This window comes from Micromonospora sp. ATLC16, from assembly GCF_057196645.1.
Window position 1 is genome coordinate 1 of sequence record NZ_JBXUOW010000195.1, and the last position, 298, is coordinate 298.

The 298-nt window shown below is 68.1% G+C and carries 1 protein-coding gene; it reads left to right on the top strand.

Features of this window, described 5'->3' with window-relative positions:
* Positions 1-298 (top strand): non-reducing end alpha-L-arabinofuranosidase family hydrolase (locus tag AC2CHE_RS27025; RefSeq protein ID WP_484507634.1); only part of this gene is annotated, 298 nt, incomplete at both ends.

Genomic DNA, 298 nt, shown 5'->3' on the forward strand with positions numbered 1-298 from the left:
CGTCCAATCCGGACGCTGCCTCGACGTCTGGAGCACCAACAACGGAGCCCAGATCCAGCTCTACGACTGCCACGGACAAACCAACCAGCAGTTCCGCCTCGTGTCGCTCGGCGGTCCCACGACGCCGCCGACCACGCCACCGACCACTACGCCGCCGACCACGCCGCCGCCGTCGGGTACGTGTGATCTGCCGTCGTCGTACCGGTGGTCGTCGACGGGTGCGCTGGCGCAGCCGCGGTCGGGGTGGGTGTCGTTGAAGGACTTCACGCATGCGCCGTACAACGGTCAGCACCTGGTG